Raw genomic sequence first — 16,233 nt, forward strand, 5'->3', positions numbered from 1 at the left:
CGCTCATGCCTCCTCTGCCGCGTCGCGAATTGCAGCGACAATGTTCGGATAGGCGGCACAACGGCAGATGTTGCCGCTCATCCGCTCGCGGATCTCGGCATCGGTGAGGGCGACGGAAGCCGCCGCCACGTCGGCGCTCGCATGGCTCGGCCAGCCGGCCCTGGCCTCTCCCAGCATACCGACCGCGGAGCAGATCTGGCCCGGAGTACAGTAGCCGCACTGGAAGCCATCGCGGGCGACGAACGCGGCCTGCACCGGATGCAACTGGTCACCCTCGGCAAGGCCCTCGACCGTGGTGATCTCGTCACCTTTATGCATTGCGGCAAGCGTCAGGCAAGAATTGATCCGGCGCCCATCGACGAGCACCGTGCATGCGCCGCACTGGCCGTGGTCGCAGCCTTTCTTTGAGCCGGTAAGGCCGAGATGGTTGCGCAGGGCGTCGAGCAGCGTCGTTCGCGGGTCGAGTTCGACGGCAAAATCCTTCGCGTTGATCCGCAGGGACATCGGCATCGTCGGTACCGGCGTGGGCGATGCGGCTGCGTCGGCCGGCTCGGCGTCAACCGGTATACCGGTAGCCAGGAGCACGCCGGTCGCCACCCCGCCCTCCAGCACCGTTCGACGCGTCGGCCCCCTCCTGCTGTCTGTTTTGGCCATACTTGATCTCCCAGTCGCAGTTTTGTCGCTCTTCGACACTGGAGGTGGGGGTGCGCGCGGCGGCTTTCTTTCAAGAAACCGGCGGCAATGTCAGGAATCCGGAGAAGAATTCACCCGATAGGCGCGGGGCGTCATGCCCCTGAGACGCCGGAAGGTCGTGGTGAAGTGGCTCTGGCTTGAAAAGCCGAGGCGAAAGGCAATGCTACCGATCGACAAACCCGTTTCGCGCAGCAGCATCTCCGCTCGCCGCACGCGTTCCTCGATCACATAGGCATAGGGTGCAAGGCCGGTCGTCGCCTTGAAGCGGCGTGCAAAACTGTCGACGGCCATGTCCGCGACAGCTGCCAGCTCGCTTAGCGAAATGTCGGAATTCATATGGGCATCTATGTAATCCCGAATTCGACCAAGCGCCCGACGGCTGAGACAGCCGTGACGTACAGACGGCCGTTGCTCCCGGTTCAGGTTGGCCACGCGGAGGCTGACGAGGGCGACCAGATGCTCGATATAGGCAGTGTCCGGCTTGTGACCGAGTACCATCTCGTCGCGAAGCGAACTCAGCAGCGTGGCGACGACCACGTCTCTCTTGTTCACCAGGATCGGCAAATCTCTCAGGCGTTCGCATCCAGGAAGCCTGATATCGGGATCGACCCACAAGGCTGAATAGGAGAGGTTTACATCGCGATAGAAGCCCTGCCGCTCCGCGCCTGCGGGGACGAAGGTGAGGGCTCCGGGGCGGTCCATTCCGTCGTAGAGGGATCTTGCCTCGTGCCGGATAGATGTATGGGACGTTCCGCCTTCTTCGGTCAGCACGATCAGATGATGAGGGGCTGTCCAGCGGAGTTCTGCCTCCCGGCACGCCCACCGCCGATTGTCGAAAACGATCGAGGAGCTGACCCAGGACGCGGTTTGCAGGGGGTTCCGACTTCTCTTCCTGGCTCCGAACCCGTCCGTCACCAAGCAACGGTCTGAATGACATCGCGGTATCCCGCTGGTTCACTCGCGGAGCCGCGGCAGGCCCCGGCTTGAGCGTTGTGCGCCGCCCCGCCGCTACGCAGATGGCGGTTTATGTGGCACAGGCATCGTGCTTTGGTAACCGCGCCGTGTTCAAGAACTCGTGAGATCAGGCAAATCAGCGCCTCCTGTCAATCACCGAGCCCATCGCGGATGGCGCAGAAATAGCGATCGCTTCCAACCTGGCCGCCCTTGAGCGCAATCTCCAGTCCGTCGATTGCCTTGACGCGCGAGTGGGCGACGCAAAGCGGCGAGCCCGGCGAGCCGGGCAGCGGCATTCGCACCGTCAGCGCATCGACCCCCATCTGGCCGAGTGCGTGGCTCGAAGTATCGCCGCCGGCGATGATCACGCGCTGTAATTTCTGCTCGATCGTCAGTTCGCGAAGAAGTTCGCCGAGGCCGCGGCCAAGCTTGTGGCGGGCGCCTTCCTGCCGGTCGATTTCGGCGCCGCGGTCGGCTGCGGGACCAAGGGCGGTGTAGAGGACGACACTGCGACCGGCTTCCAGACTGGCGCGGCCGCTCGCTGCCGCACGTGCAATCGCGTCGCCGGAGGCCTCAGAAACCAACTCGACAGGATCCACCTCGATCCCGTCGAAACCATCCGTCAAAGCGTGCCGGATCTGTCGTTCCGTGGTCGGCGAGCAACTGCCCGAGACCACCGCGATCCGGTCGGCCGCACCCGGTGGCAAAAAGCTGGGCTCGGCACGGACGCTCCCGTTAGACGCCCATTCGGCCAGCAGCGCATATTCGATCCCGGAAGAGCCGACGACGAAATAGCCGCCCGGCGTGCGAACGCGCCACATCTCCTTGCCGGCAAGCGCCTGAGTCTCGCGGCTGTCGACGTCCAAAAGCAAGATATCGCTGCCATTTTCGGTCAGCCGATCGAACACTTCCGATCGGGACGCCGACTGCAGCGTCGCGAGGTCGACCAGTCCCGAGGTGAGGTCTGTCTGCCGCGACAGATGGATCAGCAAATCGGATTCATCCATCGGTGTGGTCGGGTGGCGGCTCATCACGGGATGGCGATCGATACGGAAATATTTGTCGCGGTAGCTGGCGAACAGATGGCCGAAGGCGGTGTAGCGCTTGAGCTGCGGCGCGCCGACCACCAGCGGCACGCTTTCCTGGCTGAAAACCGAGCGGCCGATCTCGATAGCCCGGCCGATGCTGCCGATCGTTGGGCTGGAATCGAACGTCGAGCAGACCTTGTAGTGGCAGATCTCGGCGTTCAGGGTCTTCAGCCAGGCCAAGGCGCCCCGCAGATGCGTGTCCATCCACTGCGGCGTCTCGCTGCGGCTGGTGCCGGCCAGGCCGATGGCACGGCAATGCCTGAACCGCGAAAGCAGGGCCTTGTCCGGCTGGCGCATGAACAGCACGGTCGGCACACCGCCAAGCTCGAGCGCCTCCATGACGTCGGTCGAGCCGGTGAGATCATCGCCATAGTAGCTGAGAAGCAGATTTTGCATGGGGTCAGGCTGCTTTGCCGTCGCCGAATTTGTCGATCGACCGCGCCAATTCGGGATGGGTCAGCGCGAACTCCGCCAGCGGGATACCATCGACCGCCGCCTGCCAGGCTTGCTGCACGGCGCGCACGCCGGCACCCGGCCCGTCCGGATGGCTGACGATGCCGCCGCCGCAGAGATAGAGAAGATCGACCGTTCGGCCGGTTCGCCGGTAGGTTTCGGGGGCCTGTCCGCCCCACTGGCCGGAGCCGGCGACCGGCAACGCGCAATCATCAGGCGAAAAGATCGGCGTGGTCACCGCCTTGAAGGATTCCACGAATGACCAGTCCGGCTCCCAATATTTCGAGGCGATGCCATTGATCTGGAATTGATCGACGCCGAGCAGCCGCCAGAACTGCTGCCAGACCTTGAAATCCATGCCAAGCCCGGGGTGACGGGTGAGAATGTCCCAGCCGTTGCGGTGGGCGTGGATCACCAGGCTGGAGCGCTTTCTGAGGAAAGCCATGCCGCCGAAGCCGACGGAGTTGATGTTGACCACAGCGCAATTGCCGCCGGCCTTCGCCACCAGATCGTGGTTGCGCAACATCTCGTCAGGATCGGCATGCGAGATGCCGAAGGCATACATGACCTTTTTACCGGTCTTCTGCTCATGGTCGAGGACGAGCGGCATGATCGCCTTCACCCGTTCCGACAGGGGCGAATAGGCCGGGCTCATCAGCTTCTCGTCGTCCTTGATGAAATCGACCCCGGCGGCGATCAGCTCACCCACCATCTCCGCCGTTTCGCGCGGTCGAAGCCCCAGCGCCGGCTTGACGATCGTCCCGATGATCGGGCGGTTCTCCACGCCGGTTAGTCGGCGGCTGCCGGTGACGCCGAATTGCGGACCCGGATGGGCGCTGCGATACTCATCCGGCAGCTTCATGTCGACGACGCGGATGCCGGACAGGCCCTTGATCGAATAGGCGCCACCGATGGCGATGGTCATCAGCGCCGAAAGATCGGTACCGATGGCATCCAGCGGAAACGCGATGTCGACATCCGCGCGCTTGAAGGGCCCGTCGCTGGCTTCGGGAAGCGATGGACGATCGGCGTCCGGCAAAGACCGTATCGCCAGGACGCGTGCCGCCACCCGCGCCTTGAGCTCTTCGGTCTCGCCGGCCAGCGCAACGAAGGTTCCGGTCGACTGGTCGCTTGCGATCTTGGTCGCCAGCGCGTCGATGCTCGCCGAGGTTTCGACGCGATAGGTGAGGGTGATCATAGCTCGAAAGAAGTTCCCCGATATTTGAGATCTGGTATAATGAGTACATAAGCATTGCAAGCGATATCCTGCTCTCGCGCAGGCATTCCGGGAATCGAGGCGACAATGCTAAATAGACACCGGTCAAGGAGTGATTCGCGACGATGAACCGTTCGGAGCCGATCGTCCGGCGCAAGCTTTCCGACGAAGTGTTTTTGAGGCTGAAGCGCCTGATCACCAGCGGCGAATTGCAGCCGGGCGACGACATGCCGTCGGAGCGCGAGCTGATGGAACGCTTCGAGGTTGGCAGGCCGGCGATCCGCGAAGCGATGCAGGCGTTGAGCAATATGGGTCTCGTCGCGATCTCGCATGGCGAGCGGGCGAAAGTGCTTCAGCTGACCGCCAAGTCGATCATCAAACAGGTCGACGGCGCGGCCAAGATCATCCTGTCGTCATCGAAGGACACGCTGGAGCACCTCAAGAACGCCCGCATCTTCTTCGAGCGCGGCATGGTCAGGGAGGCCGCCGAAAAGGCCACAGCAGAGGACGTTCAGCGGCTGCGGGCAACCGTTGCCGAACAGCGGAGCTTTCGCGGCGATTCCGAGGCCTTCATATCCGCGGACATGAAGTTTCATACCCAGATCGCGGCAATATCCGGCAACCCGATTTATGTCGCGGTCAGCGAAGCGATGCTTGGCTGGCTGAAGGAATATCACACCGAGATGCTGATCTGGACCGGCAAGGAAAACTTCACGCTGACCGAGCACGAAGAGATCATCGGGCGCATCGAGCAGAAGGATGCGGACGCAGCCGAGAAGGCGATGATCAAGCACCTCGAGCGCTCGCGCGCGCTCTACGTGATGAATTCCGGCAACTGATTTCACCCGATCCGGGTGATCGCGTAAGGCGGCATCACAAGGTGGCGTCGTTCGAACCCGGAGATATCAACCGTAACTTCGCTCGCCGTCAGATTCGCCAGCCACATGACGGTCTGGCCCGCGGGAGAACGGCCGGCCAGCGTGAGCACCCGCGTCTCATCGCTAGTCCTCGCCGCTAAGTGCCTGAAGCCGGCCAGTTCGCAAAGCCCCTTGATAGCTTCGAAAATCGGCCGGGGTTCACCTTCGCCGACGGGTTCCCCGGATGCCGCCAGAACGCCGAACGGTCCGGTGAAGCTGGACAGCGTGAGCATCTCCAGCCCGGCCGGCGCGACGCGCGCGGCATAGCCGATCGTCCATGCTGCCGCGAACATGCCGGCATGGCGAGGATCCCGGTCGGCCATGGCGATGCGCTGACGGTGCGGATTGGCTTTGGTCGCACCGCCATAGGGGTTCTGCCGCATGGCAATGGTCGACGGGCCGATCCGGTAGTGTTTTGGCCCGAAGATCGCCCGCACCGATCCGGTGATGAAAGGCAGCGCCTCAAGCGATTGCATGACGCTGAGATCGTCGGCGGCGTGCACGACCGGACATGTGCAGTGGGTGACGAAATCGAGCAAGTCGGCGGGAACGCGCTTGCGGTTCAACTCAGTGAAATAGCTGAACATGCCGCCGCCGAGGCGGATATCGGGAAAGGCGCGGCGCGCCGCGGCATAGACGTCCTCCAGTGGCGGGCATTGCGGCCATGCGCTGCCCGGCGGCGTCGACTGCCGGTCGACCGAGGGCGAAACGGCAATGGCCGAGAGCTTTAGTCCGGCTTGGCGGACGATGCCGGCGACATCGGAGAGTTCGGGATCGACATCGCCGGTGCAGGCAACCACGCATTCAAGCGTCGTCTCGGCGGGGTAAGCTGCGGCGAGCCGGGCGTAGGACTGCAAGGCATCGAGTCCGTGGCCGCTCGTCGGATCATAGTGGAACATCAGCTGTTGCGGGCCAAGCGCGGACAGCATCGGCAGATTTTCAAGCGCGGCATCGATCTCATCCGGGTAGATGATCACGCCGATATCCGGCAGCGGCGGTCCGGCCTCGCCGAGCTCGACGCGGACAGATTCAGCTGCCGCTGCGGCAGCCGGCGCCTTCACGGCGCCGGAGATGCGCAAGCTGATCGTCTGGCGCAGCGTCTCGCCGGCAGGCAGCACATAGGGCCATGGCAGGGCGAGCGGACGGACATAGGTCTTGTAGGAGGCATCCGACCAGTTCCTTTGGTCCTCCATCTCAAACGCGTCGCCTTCCATCCGGCATTCGGCGGTGAAGCCGGGCCGGACTTCATGGGTGATCGCCCGCAAATCCTTGAAGGGCTGCCAAGGGTCAATCCAAAACGGAAGCGTTGTTTCCACCAAGCTGCCGTCGGTGTGCTCGACCGTGACCGGGCTGCCGGCCAGGCCGGCAATCGGATGCAGGATGCAGAAGCCGCAGCGATTGGTCTCGAAATCGTTTTCGGGAAGCGCGCTCACGTCGAAAACCAACTGGCCGTCGGCGGAAGCCTCGATCGTCGCGCGAAAGTCGAGCCGGTTTCCCTCTGGTCCGACGCAACTTGCCGAATAGCTGACGGAGAAATTATCGGCACCCTGGTCTACAGTCAGGTCCGTGAGTGCCGGCTCGTAGGTGCCCCAGTCGCGATCCCTGACGATATAGGCGATGGCACGCAGCACTTCGACACCGCCATAGCGGATGGTGCGCAGATTGCCATTGACGAACTCCGCAGTGAGCGCGCCGGCGCGCAACCTGACCGGCTCGGCCTCGACCGCGGGCGTGCCATAGAGGAGGAAGGCGTCGGCGGTCATCTGAGCAGAGCGTCGAGCTGTACCGGCTCCCGGCTCGCAGCCCCCGCATAGGCGGCCTCGACCAGCGCCAATGTCCTAAGATTGTCCGCACCCGAAGTTGCCGGCTCGGTCCCGTTCGCCAGACAGTCGACCCAGTGCTTTTGAATGGCGACGACGCTTTCCTGGATGTTGTGCCACGGCCGCAATGCCCAAGGCAGCAGCGGCGGCGAGACGTCGCTGACCGCCGTTCCGTTCCTGCCGGTGACTGTGAGCCGGTAATTCTGCTCGAGCCGGATCGTGCCATCGCTGCCGTCGATCTCGACCAGCGTCTGCGGAAACGGCTCGGTCGCGAGCTTCGTCGCATAGCTGCAATCGACCACGGACGTTGCGCCGCTCTTGTGGTCCATCAGCATTGTAGCGACGTCCTCGCCGGCAATGTTGGGATTAATGCGAGCGGTTCGTGTCGTGATAGTCGAAACGTCGCCCAGCAGAAAGCGGGTAATGTCGAGACTATGGATGCCGAGGTCCTCGATGATGAAGCGCTTTCCCGTCGCCAGATAGGGCTGGCCGGAAAACACGTCATAGGCCGAGCGGAACGAGATCCGTCCGAAGAAGGGCGTACCGATTTCATTGCTGTCGAGCACGGCGCGCACTGCCTGGATCGGCGATTGCCAGCGAAAATTTTCATGCACCATCAACGGCACGCCGGCGTCGGAGCAGGCCGTCACCATGGCCTTGGCGTCGGCCAGCGTCGGCGCGAACGGCTTTTGGCAGATTGCGGGAACGCGGTGCCGCGCCGCCATCTCGACGAGCGGACGGTGGCTCGGCGCGGTGGTGGCGATATCGACGAAATCGAGGCTTTCGCCGGCAAAAAGTGCCGCCGCGTCGGTGTAGCGCCGCGTGATGCCGAATTGGTCGCCGACCACCTTGAGCCGTTCCGGATCGCGGTCGCAAATGGCGACGATCGAGGCACCTTCGATGTCGCGCCAGGCGTGCATCTGGTTGACGGCAAAGAAGCCGCAGCCGATCAGCGCTCCTCGCAGCTCCGCCATGCTCAGCCCGCCTTTGCCATCTGCATCAGTGTAACGCGTTGTTGCAGCCGGCGCTGCGCCTGGTCGACGACGACGGCGACGATGATGACGAGGCCCTTGATCACCATCTGCCAGAACGAGCTCACCCCCATCATCACCAGCCCGTCGGAGAGAATGCCGATGACGAAGGCGCCGACGATGGTGCCGCCGATCGTGCCGCGGCCACCCGACATCGAGGTGCCGCCGAGCACCGCCGCGGCGATGGCGTTGAGCTCGAAACTTTCGCCGGTCGCCGGATGCGAGGCCATCAGTTCGGACGAGATGATCAGGCCGACGATCGCCGCACAGAAACCGGAGAACATGTAGACGAACATCTTCACCATGTTGACCCGGACGCCCGAAATCCGCGCCGCCCGTTCGTTGCCGCCGACGGCGAAGATGTGGCGGCCGAGCGGGGTGTATTTGGCGAGATAGGCGGCCCCAAGTGCTACGACGACAAGAATCCATATCGAGACCGGCAGGCCGAACAGCCGACCAGCGCCGAGGAAGCCGAAGCCTGTCGTGCCCAGATCGGGTTTACCAACGAGGTTCGGAAAAGTGCGGCCATCGGACGACAGCAGCGCCAGGCCGCGCGCGACATAGAGCACGCCGAGCGTGGCGATGAACGGCGCGACATTCAGCCTGGTGATCAGCAATCCATTGACGGCCCCGATCAGAATGCCGACCGCCAGCGTGATCAGCGCGATCTCGAAGACATTGAAATAGATCGTGTAGCCGACCTGCAGGTCGATGCCGTTGAGCACGAGATAGCCGGCCACCATGCCGCACAGGCCGACGATCGAGCCGACCGACAGATCGATGCCTCCGGTGATGATGACGAAGGTCATGCCCATGGCCAGGAACGCGTTCAGCGCCACGTGCTTGGACATCAGGATCAGGTTGGCGGCCGACAGGAAATTCGGTGCTGCGATCGAGAAGAAGATCAGGACGGCGATCAGCGCGATGAACGTCCTCGCCTTCATCAGCGTCAGCAGCACGGAGCCGTTCGAGGCGGAGGCAACGGAGGCCTTGGCGGGGATGTCAGTCATAGGCGGGCTCTCCGTGCGGGATCGGTCCGTGGCCAAGCGCCGATGCGGCGACGAGTGCCGCCTCGGTCGCGTCGCCGCGATCGAACATGCCGGTCAGTTTTCCATTGCTCATCACCGCGATCCGGTCGGACAGTGCCATCACCTCGTCGAGATCGGAGGTGGCGAAAAGTATGCCCAGTCCGTCGCGGGACAGTTTGCGCATGGTGCGGAAGACATCGGCCTTGGCGCCGACATCTATGCCGCGGCTCGGTTCGTCCATCAGCAGCACCTTCGGTCCGGTGAGCAGCGCCTTGCCGATCACCACCTTCTGCTGGTTGCCGCCGGACAGCGACGAGACCTCTTGCGCCGGATTGGCGACCTTGATCGCCAGCTCCCGCACCATCTGCGTCACCGCCTGGTTTTCCTTGGCGCCGCTGATATGGAACAGGCGCACAAACCGCGACAGGCTGGCCAGCGTCAGGTTGCTGGCGACGGAGAGGATCGACACCAGCCCTTCGCGCTGGCGGTCCTCGGGGATCAGCGCCAGCCCGCGCCGGATCCGCCGCGTCGTGTCGCGCTCTCTGATCTTTTTGCCGGCGATGAAGATCGTTCCGGTGGCATGGCCATGGCGTCCCATGATGCAGTCGAACAGCTCGCTGCGTCCGGCACCCATCAGGCCATAGATCCCAAGGATCTCGCCGGCGCGCAGCGACAGCGAGACATGATCGACCGCAAGCCCGCCAGTCACGCGCGGCAGGCAGATGTCCTCGGCGCGAAAGATCTCTTCGCCAGGAATATGGCCGTCGGCTTTGGCGAAGTCCTTGGCGTCCGAGCCGATCATCTGCCGCACGATCCATTGCGTGTCGACGTTTTTCATCTTCTCTTGGCCGGTGATCCGCCCATCGCGCAGCACGGTGATGTAGTCGCCGATACGGATCAGCTCTTCGAGCCGGTGCGAGATGTAGACGATCGCCACGCCGCGCGCCTTGAGGTCGGCAATGACCTTGAACAGGATCTCGACTTCTGCCGCACTCAGCGCCGAGGTCGGTTCGTCCATGATCAGGATGCGCGCATCGAGCGAAACCGCCTTGGCGATCTCGACCAGCTGCTGCTGGCCGATGCGCAAATCCTCGACCAGCATGTCCGGCCGGATGCCGGCTTCCAGACGCTCCAGGAATTCGGCCGCGCGGCGGTCCTGTTCTCTGCTGTCGATCTTGCGGAACCGGTTGGTGATCTCGCGCGTGGCGAAAATGTTTTCGGCGACGGTCAGGTTGCCGAACAGGTTCAGCTCCTGAAACACCATGCCGATGCCGCGATTCACCGCGTCGCCGGACGACGAGAAGGAAACCTCCTCGCCCTCCAGGAGTATGCGGCCGACCGTCGGTTGTTCGACGCCGGCGATGATCTTCATCAGCGTCGATTTGCCGGCGCCATTCTCGCCGACGAGCACATTGACCGCGCCCTTGCGCACCTCGAAATTCGCGCGCTTGACCGCGACGGTGCCCGAATAGACCTTGGAGACGTCTTCCAGCTTCAATATAACGTCATGATCGGCGGCAGTCATGGCTTTGGCCCGATCTCTGCCTCCGCCGGCGTCACCAGCGGCAGGTCTTGACCGCTGCCCATGACATAGGCACCGACAATCTTGACGCTCCGGCCCTCCAGCGCGTCGCGCGGCAGCTTGGAAAGCACTGTCTTGTCGGCGTAGATGTTGAACGCCTTGCCGAACTGGGCGAAGTCGATCTGGTTGGTGAAATCGTTGAACTGGATGAAGTCGAGACTGTCGCGCAGCGCGGTGCCACGCATTGCGGGTCCGATCTGCACCCGCGCATCCGCCTTGCCGTCGCCGTCGGCATCGACATCCATGGTTGCCGCGCGTGACTGTGTATTCGCCGCAACAATCTTGCCTTCGAGGCGAATCGAGAAGGTCCATGGCGAATTCGCCTGCTTCTTCGGATTGCCATACTTGGCGCCGGCAGCCGCTGGATCGGCTTTCGCCAGCGCGTGAACCTCGGGAAATGGCCCGGCCTTCTGCTGGAGATAGGGCACCGCCTTGGCAGCCCAGATATCGCCGACCATCTTGTCCGCATTGAAGGCCGGAGGTTTGCCGCCGTTTTCCGCTGACGGTGTCGGCAGGATCTTGCAGCCGGTCAGGCTGACGCCGACGGTCACGGCAATGAGCGGCGCGGCGAGGATCGAACATGTCGGCTTGTTCGGCATGGCGGTCAGGGCACCCAGTAAATGGAAGCAAGGGACGAGCCGGAGGCTCGTCCCTTGCGATTGATGTTACGCCGGCTCAGTTGGTCAGCGCGAAGGTTTCCAGCTTGGCGGCATTGTCGCCATTGATCAGGACGCAGTCCATCAGCTGCTTTTCCTCGGCCGGAGATTTCTTGTTCTTGATGAAGTCGTTGGCCTGCTCGACTGCCATCTGCGCCTGCGCATAGGCCGGCTGCAGGACTGTGGCCTTGATGCCGCCTGAAGCGATCGAATCGCGCACGTCATTCGATCCGTCGAACCCGACGACGATGACCTCCTTGCGGCCGGCGGCGGCAAGAGCGGCATAGGCGCCCATCGCCATCGTGTCGTTGCCGGAGATCACGCCCTTGATGTCCGGGTTAGCCTGGAGGATCGATTCCATCTTGGAATAAGCTTCGGTCTGGCTCCAGTTGGCCGACTGCTGCGCCACCATCTTCAGGTCCGGATAGTCGTCGATGACATCGTGATAGCCCTTCGAGCGAATGCCGGCATTGGTGTCGGATTCCTTGCCGACCAGCTCGACGAAATTGCCCTTCTCGCCCATCAGCTTGACGAATTCCTGCGCGCCGAGCTGGGCGCCCTGATAGTTGTTGGAGACGATCTGCGCGACGGCGACGCCGGTGGCGTTGATCTCGCGATCGATCAGGAAGGACGGAACGCCCGCGTCCTTGGCCTTCTGCACGGCGGCGACGGTGGCGTCGGCGCCGGCATTGTCGAGGATGATCGCCTTGGCGCCGCGGCCGATCGCTGTGTCGATCAGCTCCGACTGCTTATTGGCGTCGTCGTCATGGACAAGCACCAGCGTTTCATAACCGAGTTCCTTGGCCTTGGCTTCCGCGCCGACGGCTTCCGCCTTGAAGAACGGGTTGTCGTGCGAGGGCGTGATGATGGCAATGAGATCCGCCGCATAGGCGGGTGCGGCGGTGCCAAGCGCCAGCATGCCGGCAAAAGCTACAAGTTTTATTCTGCGAGTGAGTTTCATGATTTCCTCCCGTTTTGAAAAAGCCCTGATCAACTTAGGCCACTGTCTGCGTTTCAATTCGTCAGGCGGCACAAGAGATCGCGGATCGCCTCAGTTTCAAAACCGTTTGCCGGCTCCCTCTGAACGGATCGTCGCGCCCCCAGTCCCCGGCCTCCTCCGCTCGCCCAAGCCTCGAATTCCCTGGCGAGGCCTGGGTTGGTCCGAGCTTACGAACAGCTAAGCCAACTGGTATGATGAGTCAATCACTAATTCAGGTGATATGTACCTGCCTCAGGTGATGCGCTGAATGCTCGCTGCAATCTCTTCCGGCTCGAAGACCCGCTTCCAATCGTCACGCATCAAGACCGGCTTGCCGAACTCGATGGCCTTGTTGCAGGCATCGGAGAACACGCCCTTGGTCTCGCCGAAGATGACGGCGCCGAGCACGTTCATGTGGCCAAGCAGGAAGTCGAGTGCGGCCTGCTGGTCGACCCCGCGCGCGACGACCTCGTCGACCGCTTCCTTCATCACGACCAACAACGAGGCGCAGACAGTCTCAGAAAGGCCGGGTTCGAGCAGCGCCATTTGGTCGACCGTGACGCGATGCGACCGCATGACCGGGGCCCAGATGATCTTGGCGATCGCTTCGCCCTTGGCGAAATCTTCCTCCGGTCCCTGTATCAGCGCGCTGACCATATGCTGCTTGGCCTTGACGCCGCCGAAATAGTCCTTCTTGGCCGCCATATCGGTCTCGTCGTTGAAGATCGGCGGATGGCAGGGATGGGTGACGAAATAGGTCAGGTCCGGCCGCTTGGGCAAATGGCCGGCGAAAGGTGCTGCGGCGTCCAGCACGACGACCATGGTGCCGGCAGCAAGCTTGCCCTCGATGCTGGCCGCCACCTTGCCGATATGGGTGTCGGGAACCGCCAGGATGACCACCTCGGCGCCATCGAGGGCTTCGTCGGCGCTGACCGCGTTGATGCCCAACCCCGTCTTTAGCCGCTCGCGGCCGACGTCGCTGACCTCGACATGGCGTATCGTGTAGTGAGAGCCGCGAAAATTGGTCGACAGGCGGTAACCCATTTTGCCGCCGGCACCAAACAGCGCTATCGTTGTCATCTAGCCGTTACTCCTGATCTCGAACGATGGCCCGGCCGATCGTCATCTAATCTACTGGTATAATCACACTACCACGGCTTGGCAACTGGATAGGAATCGGATGCGGCCCGCTCCGTCAGTGTCGTAGGTTGTTAGCATCGCCCACCGCATCGACGGACGATCGCGTCGCTTTAACTTGTCCGCGTGCCGGCGAGGCGAGCACCAGGATGTCACGCAGAATCGGCCGTCACCAAAATGCCGGCTGTCAGAGACGAGCTACTCTGGATGAGCGCAAGCCGCGCCCTTGCTGCGGATGGGGCAATCAACGGCTGGACTCTCGGTTATCCGCTGATACCGTCAATGAAGCCGGATCATCAGCGTCCGGGAAACATCGCCTTCAAGCCTTCGCGCGAGGCCCTGGCGACGCCGCGCTCCGTGATCAATCCGGTGACCAGCCGCGCCGGCGTCACGTCGAAGGCCGGGTTTGCCGCGGGCGTCGTATCCGGCGAGATGCGGACCTGCGCAATCTCGCCATTCGCGGTCTTGCCCCAGACCAGCGAGACCTCGTCGCTGGAGCGCTGTTCGATCGGGATTTCGGCCAGCCCGTCACCCACCGTCCAGTCGATGGTTGGCGACGGCAGCGCGACGTAGAACGGCACGTCGTTGTCGGCCGCGGCCAGCGCTTTCAAATAGGTGCCGATCTTGTTGCAGACATCGCCGTCGGCGGTGGTGCGGTCGGTGCCAACGATAACCATGTCGATCTGGCCGCGCTGCATCAGATGGCCGCCGGCATTGTCGACGATCAGCGTATGCGGCACGCCATGGCCGGCCATCTCCCATGCGGTCAGCTGAGCGCCCTGGTTGCGCGGGCGTGTTTCGTCGACATAGACGTGAACGGGAATGCCCGCCTCCGTTGCCAAATAGATCGGCGCCGTGGCGGTGCCGTAGTCGACGGTGGCGAGCCAGCCGGCATTGCAATGGGTCAGGATGTTGACCGGCTCTCCCGGCCGCTTGCGCACCGCGATTTCCTTGATGATTTCAAGTCCATTAACGCCGATGGCTCGGTTGAGGCCGACATCCTCGTCGGCGATTTCTCCGGCGCGCCGGTAAGCAGCCTCGGCGCGTTGTCCAGATGGAAGCGGCCGCAGGAAACCTCGCATCTCATCGAGCGCCCAACGCAGATTGATCGCGGTCGGGCGCGTTTCGTGCAAGACCTCCCAGATGCCGTCGAGTGCTGCATCGGATGGATCGTCGGCCATCTGCATGGCGACGCCATAAGCGGCGGTGACGCCGATCAGTGGCGCGCCGCGTACCCACATGTCGCGGATCGCCGTCGCGATGCCGGCAACCGTGCCGACTTTTTCCACGCGGAAATCATGCGGCAGCCAGCGCTGGTCGATGATGTCCACCGAACGGCCGTCGTCGCTCAGCCAGATGGTCCGGTAGTGACGGTCGCCGACGTTCAAATTCTGTTCTCCTGTTCGATCAGCGCGGCCAATGTGTTGACCTCGTCGATGCTGTGAATCTGGCGCCGGTTGACGGCGATGTGACGGCCGAATTTCAGTGCCTTCGCCTCACATGTGGCGCGCAGATCCTCGTCGGCAATGGTCTCGAAATCGGCGTTGTGCGCCAGGCCCAGAATACGCCGGTGCACCTCGACGCCGGCAAAGCCCAGCATGTCGGTCCAAATCGAATGCAGCATGTGGTCGAGCGCCTGTTCGGCGCCAAGCCTGTCGCCCTGATCCTCGAACAGGCTCTTCTGGTAAAGCATGCCGGTGCGCTCGGTTCGCCACAGATGCGAAAACTCGGTGCGGAATACCGACCATGTCTCGACCGTCACATCGAGCAAATAGCCGCGCATGGCGTCGCGCTTTTCCTTCTGTTCGTGACCGCGCTGCGAAAAGAACGCCATCCAGAAATTGGCGAGCAGCATGCCGACATCGAAGGCCATCGGCCCGTAGAAGGCGAATTCGGGGTCGATCATCCGCGTTTCTGAGTCGGTGACCATGATCGAGCCGGAATGCAGGTCGCCGTGCAGCAGCGTTTCTGCATTGGCCGCAAAAAGATGCTTCAGCCGCTGCGCCTCGACCTTGAGATCGCGGTCCGCGCGCAATTCTGCGACGATGCCGTCGAGCTGCGGGCTCGTATGCCGGTTCATCTTGGCGTCGAAATAGGGATCGGAGAACACCAGATTCTCGGTGATATCGCAGAGCTCGACGTTGTCGGCGAACAGCGCCAGATCCGCCTTGCGATCTTTGGTCACCATGCTGAGGTCGGAGCCGCGAAACAACGTGCGGGCCATGAACAAGCCGATATCCCTGGCGATGTTCGGCAACTGGCGGCCCTCGATCAGCGCCCGCCGCAAGATGATGTGCGGCGACAGATATTCCATGATGATCAGCGCCTGGACTTCGTCGAAATGATAGATGGCCGGCACCGAACCGGGCGCTCTCGCTTCCTGCCGCGTCAGCGCGTGATACTCGAAAAAGGAGCGCTTCAATGGCAGCGGCCAGCTGTCGCCGACCAGGCGAACATAGGGCAGGGCCTGCTTGACGACGGCAGCACCCGTGGCGCCCTCGACGATGAAGACCAGGTTCAGATTGCCGTCGCCGACCTCGCGGACCTTCCAGCGGGCCGTGTCCTTGCCGATATGCGAACACAGCGCCTCGTTGGCGCCAAGGCGTGCCGCCAATGTCTTGACCGACAGTGCTTCGAACGGCGATTTCCCAGTCATCCTCACCCTCCCGCTTATGTGCT

Annotated in this window: 14 protein-coding genes; 1 reads left to right on the forward strand and 13 read right to left on the reverse strand. The window is 62.8% G+C overall.

What is annotated here, in order from left to right; translation table 11 throughout:
- Positions 1 to 3: 3 nt before the first annotated feature.
- The 4 genes from CIT31_RS08075 to oiaX all read right to left on the reverse strand — a co-directional run bounded on the left by CIT31_RS08075 (position 4) and on the right by oiaX (position 4,386).
- Positions 4 to 654 carry a 2Fe-2S iron-sulfur cluster-binding protein gene (locus tag CIT31_RS08075; protein WP_095518169.1) on the reverse strand — a complete coding sequence of 217 codons (651 nt, stop codon included), beginning with the start codon at positions 652 to 654 and terminating at the stop codon, positions 4 to 6.
- Between the two features lie 90 nt (positions 655 to 744).
- Positions 745 to 1,395, reverse strand: a complete 651-nt coding sequence (locus tag CIT31_RS08080) for a helix-turn-helix domain-containing protein (RefSeq protein WP_245316143.1) — start codon at positions 1,393 to 1,395, stop codon at positions 745 to 747.
- A 401-nt stretch (positions 1,396 to 1,796) separates the two neighbouring features.
- The gene (locus tag CIT31_RS08085) at positions 1,797 to 3,131 is read right to left on the reverse strand and encodes a four-carbon acid sugar kinase family protein (RefSeq protein WP_095518170.1); all 1,335 of its coding nucleotides are present in this window, start codon (positions 3,129 to 3,131) and stop codon (positions 1,797 to 1,799) included.
- A gap of 4 nt (positions 3,132 to 3,135) precedes the next feature.
- Positions 3,136 to 4,386: a 3-oxo-isoapionate-4-phosphate decarboxylase OiaX gene (oiaX, locus tag CIT31_RS08090; RefSeq protein WP_095518171.1), complete on the reverse strand. Its 1,251-nt coding sequence runs from the start codon at positions 4,384 to 4,386 to the stop codon at positions 3,136 to 3,138.
- A gap of 143 nt (positions 4,387 to 4,529) precedes the next feature.
- Between oiaX and CIT31_RS08095 the strand changes: the two genes are divergently transcribed.
- Positions 4,530 to 5,243: a transcriptional regulator NanR gene (locus CIT31_RS08095; RefSeq protein WP_095518172.1), complete on the forward strand. Its 714-nt coding sequence runs from the start codon at positions 4,530 to 4,532 to the stop codon at positions 5,241 to 5,243.
- Between the two features lie 2 nt (positions 5,244 to 5,245).
- On the opposite strand, the gene apnL is transcribed toward CIT31_RS08095, so the two are convergent.
- From apnL to mtnK, 9 genes are all read right to left on the reverse strand, one after another.
- Positions 5,246 to 7,084, reverse strand: coding sequence for a D-apionate lactonase (gene apnL, locus CIT31_RS08100; RefSeq protein ID WP_095518173.1), 1,839 nt, complete (start codon positions 7,082 to 7,084; stop codon positions 5,246 to 5,248).
- Positions 7,081 to 8,115 (reverse strand): Gfo/Idh/MocA family protein, encoded by a 1,035-nt coding sequence (locus CIT31_RS08105; RefSeq protein ID WP_095518174.1) that lies wholly within the window; start codon positions 8,113 to 8,115, stop codon positions 7,081 to 7,083. Before CIT31_RS08105 ends, apnL begins: the two co-directional genes overlap by 4 nt.
- Positions 8,116 to 8,117: 2 nt before the next feature.
- The gene (locus CIT31_RS08110; protein ID WP_095518175.1) at positions 8,118 to 9,182 is read right to left on the reverse strand and encodes an ABC transporter permease; all 1,065 of its coding nucleotides are present in this window, start codon (positions 9,180 to 9,182) and stop codon (positions 8,118 to 8,120) included.
- On the reverse strand, positions 9,175 to 10,725 hold the full coding sequence (locus CIT31_RS08115; RefSeq protein ID WP_095518176.1) for a sugar ABC transporter ATP-binding protein: 1,551 nt from the start codon (positions 10,723 to 10,725) through the stop codon (positions 9,175 to 9,177). The genes CIT31_RS08110 and CIT31_RS08115 overlap by 8 nt, the downstream gene beginning before the upstream one ends.
- Complete coding sequence (locus tag CIT31_RS08120; protein WP_095518177.1) at positions 10,722 to 11,381, reverse strand: DUF2291 family protein; 660 nt, start codon at positions 11,379 to 11,381, stop codon at positions 10,722 to 10,724. Before CIT31_RS08120 ends, CIT31_RS08115 begins: the two co-directional genes overlap by 4 nt.
- A 76-nt stretch (positions 11,382 to 11,457) precedes the next feature.
- A complete protein-coding gene (locus CIT31_RS08125; protein WP_095518178.1) occupies positions 11,458 to 12,399 on the reverse strand; it encodes a D-ribose ABC transporter substrate-binding protein in 942 nt (313 codons plus the stop codon).
- A gap of 270 nt (positions 12,400 to 12,669) precedes the next feature.
- Positions 12,670 to 13,497: a phosphogluconate dehydrogenase C-terminal domain-containing protein gene (locus tag CIT31_RS08130; protein WP_095518179.1), complete on the reverse strand. Its 828-nt coding sequence runs from the start codon at positions 13,495 to 13,497 to the stop codon at positions 12,670 to 12,672.
- 353 nt (positions 13,498 to 13,850) lie between these two features.
- The gene (gene mtnA, locus CIT31_RS08135; RefSeq protein ID WP_095518180.1) at positions 13,851 to 14,942 is read right to left on the reverse strand and encodes an S-methyl-5-thioribose-1-phosphate isomerase; all 1,092 of its coding nucleotides are present in this window, start codon (positions 14,940 to 14,942) and stop codon (positions 13,851 to 13,853) included.
- Positions 14,939 to 16,210 carry an S-methyl-5-thioribose kinase gene (gene mtnK, locus CIT31_RS08140; protein WP_095518181.1) on the reverse strand — a complete coding sequence of 424 codons (1,272 nt, stop codon included), beginning with the start codon at positions 16,208 to 16,210 and terminating at the stop codon, positions 14,939 to 14,941. Before mtnK ends, mtnA begins: the two co-directional genes overlap by 4 nt.
- Between the last annotated feature and the right edge of the window lie 23 nt (positions 16,211 to 16,233).

This window comes from Mesorhizobium wenxiniae (assembly GCF_002284535.1).
Classification (GTDB): domain Bacteria; phylum Pseudomonadota; class Alphaproteobacteria; order Rhizobiales; family Rhizobiaceae; genus Mesorhizobium; species Mesorhizobium wenxiniae.

Excerpts from the sequence above, each read along its gene's own strand:
- CIT31_RS08075 (WP_095518169.1), bottom strand. The coding sequence starts at position 654 with ATGGCCAAAACAGACAGCAGGAGGGGGCCGACGCGTCGAACGGTGCTG.
- CIT31_RS08080 (WP_245316143.1), bottom strand. The coding sequence starts at position 1,395 with ATGGACCGCCCCGGAGCCCTCACCTTCGTCCCCGCAGGCGCGGAGCGG.
- CIT31_RS08085 (WP_095518170.1), bottom strand. The coding sequence starts at position 3,131 with ATGCAAAATCTGCTTCTCAGCTACTATGGCGATGATCTCACCGGCTCG.
- oiaX (WP_095518171.1), bottom strand. The coding sequence starts at position 4,386 with ATGATCACCCTCACCTATCGCGTCGAAACCTCGGCGAGCATCGACGCG.
- CIT31_RS08095 (WP_095518172.1), top strand. The coding sequence starts at position 4,530 with ATGAACCGTTCGGAGCCGATCGTCCGGCGCAAGCTTTCCGACGAAGTG.
- apnL (WP_095518173.1), bottom strand. The coding sequence starts at position 7,084 with ATGACCGCCGACGCCTTCCTCCTCTATGGCACGCCCGCGGTCGAGGCC.
- CIT31_RS08105 (WP_095518174.1), bottom strand. The coding sequence starts at position 8,115 with ATGGCGGAGCTGCGAGGAGCGCTGATCGGCTGCGGCTTCTTTGCCGTC.
- CIT31_RS08110 (WP_095518175.1), bottom strand. The coding sequence starts at position 9,182 with ATGACTGACATCCCCGCCAAGGCCTCCGTTGCCTCCGCCTCGAACGGC.
- CIT31_RS08115 (WP_095518176.1), bottom strand. The coding sequence starts at position 10,725 with ATGACTGCCGCCGATCATGACGTTATATTGAAGCTGGAAGACGTCTCC.
- CIT31_RS08120 (WP_095518177.1), bottom strand. The coding sequence starts at position 11,381 with ATGCCGAACAAGCCGACATGTTCGATCCTCGCCGCGCCGCTCATTGCC.
- CIT31_RS08125 (WP_095518178.1), bottom strand. The coding sequence starts at position 12,399 with ATGAAACTCACTCGCAGAATAAAACTTGTAGCTTTTGCCGGCATGCTG.
- CIT31_RS08130 (WP_095518179.1), bottom strand. The coding sequence starts at position 13,497 with ATGACAACGATAGCGCTGTTTGGTGCCGGCGGCAAAATGGGTTACCGC.
- mtnK (WP_095518181.1), bottom strand. The coding sequence starts at position 16,210 with ATGACTGGGAAATCGCCGTTCGAAGCACTGTCGGTCAAGACATTGGCG.